The organism is Corallococcus sicarius, from assembly GCF_003611735.1.
GTDB lineage: Bacteria > Myxococcota > Myxococcia > Myxococcales > Myxococcaceae > Corallococcus > Corallococcus sicarius.
Map to the genome: position 1 here is coordinate 1 of NZ_RAWG01000634.1, position 1360 is coordinate 1360.

Consider the following 1360-nt stretch of genomic DNA (forward strand, 5'->3'; position numbering starts at 1 on the left):
CAGAGCCGGCACCCCCCGCCCCGGCACGGGGGACCGTGCCGGGGCGGGGGGTGCCGGCTCACGACAGGCGGCCAGCAGCAGGCCGCCCAGGGACAGGAGGAAGAATGCGCTGTTACGAGAGCTTCCTGGCGAGCGTAGCGGAATTTTCCACCCGGAGCGTCTGAATGGCCTCATGATAGCTTCTCGCGGTTTTCCCGAAGGTCTCCCATTTTCAGGAGCCGATTCGAACGTGCCGCAGCCTTCCGCGGGCCTCCAGTTCGGAAAGTACAAGCTGCTCGAGCGCATCGCGACGGGCGGCATGGCGGAGATCTACCGCGCCCGGATGACGGCGGTGGCGGGCATCACGAAGCCGGTGGTCATCAAGAAGATCCTCCCGGGCTACGCGGACGACGACGCGTTCGTGTCGATGTTCATCAACGAGGCCCGCATCGCGCTGGGGCTGTCGCACGGCAACATCGCGCAGATCTTCGACTTCGGCGAGGTGGAGGGCGAGTACTTCCTCGCGATGGAGTGGGTGGACGGCCACCCGCTGTCGCACGTGATGCGCCGCGCGCGGGAGAAGGGCCTGTCCGCGCTGCCGCCGCCGCTCGCGGTGCTGGTGGCCATCGACATGCTGCGGGGGCTTGCGTACGCGCACACCCGGCTGGACGACAACGGCCGGCCGCTGCACATCGTCCACCGCGACGTGAGCCCGCAGAACGTGCTCCTGTCCTACGAGGGGCAGGTGAAGCTGGTGGACTTCGGCATCGCGCGAGCCCGCCTCGCCGGGCGCGAGACGAAGGCCGACGCGGTGAAGGGCAAGTACGTCTACTTCGCGCCGGAGCAGGCGCGGGGCGAGGCGCTGGACGCGCGCACGGACGTGTTCGCCGCCGGCACCGTCCTCTACGAGATGCTCTGTGGACGCCGGCCCTTCGAGGGCTCGTTGCAGGAGGTGCTGCGGAAGATCTGCCAGGGCGACTTCCCCCGGCCGCGCGAGTGGACGCCGGGCATCCCGCCCGCGCTGGAGCGCATCCTGCTCACCGCGATGGCCACGAGCCCGGAGCAGCGCTACCAAACCGCGCAGGCGTTCGCGGAGGCGCTGACGCGGCAGCTCCACGTCACCGCGCCCGACGTGTCCCCCAGCGAGCTGGGGCACTTCATGGGCTACCTCTTCGAGCCGGAGCTGGTGGACGCCGGCCGGCCCGTGCAGCTGCCGCGGGAGTTCCTCACCCGGGTGGGGCGCTGGAGCGGCGTGCCCGCGCCGCCCCCCATCCCGACGCCGCCGGACATGCCCCGTTACGGCCTGGAGCATCGGGGAGAGCATCGGGGAGAGCAGAGGGGAGAGCCCCGGGGCGACCTGACCACGCAGCCCCTGCCCCCC

Annotated in this window: 1 protein-coding gene; it reads left to right on the forward strand. The window is 70.9% G+C overall.

Features of this window, described 5'->3' with window-relative positions; translation table 11 throughout:
• Window positions 1–229: 229 nt before the first annotated feature.
• A partial coding sequence (locus D7X12_RS41385) for a serine/threonine-protein kinase (RefSeq protein ID WP_244225101.1) occupies window positions 230–1360 on the forward strand: 1131 nt, incomplete at its 3' end.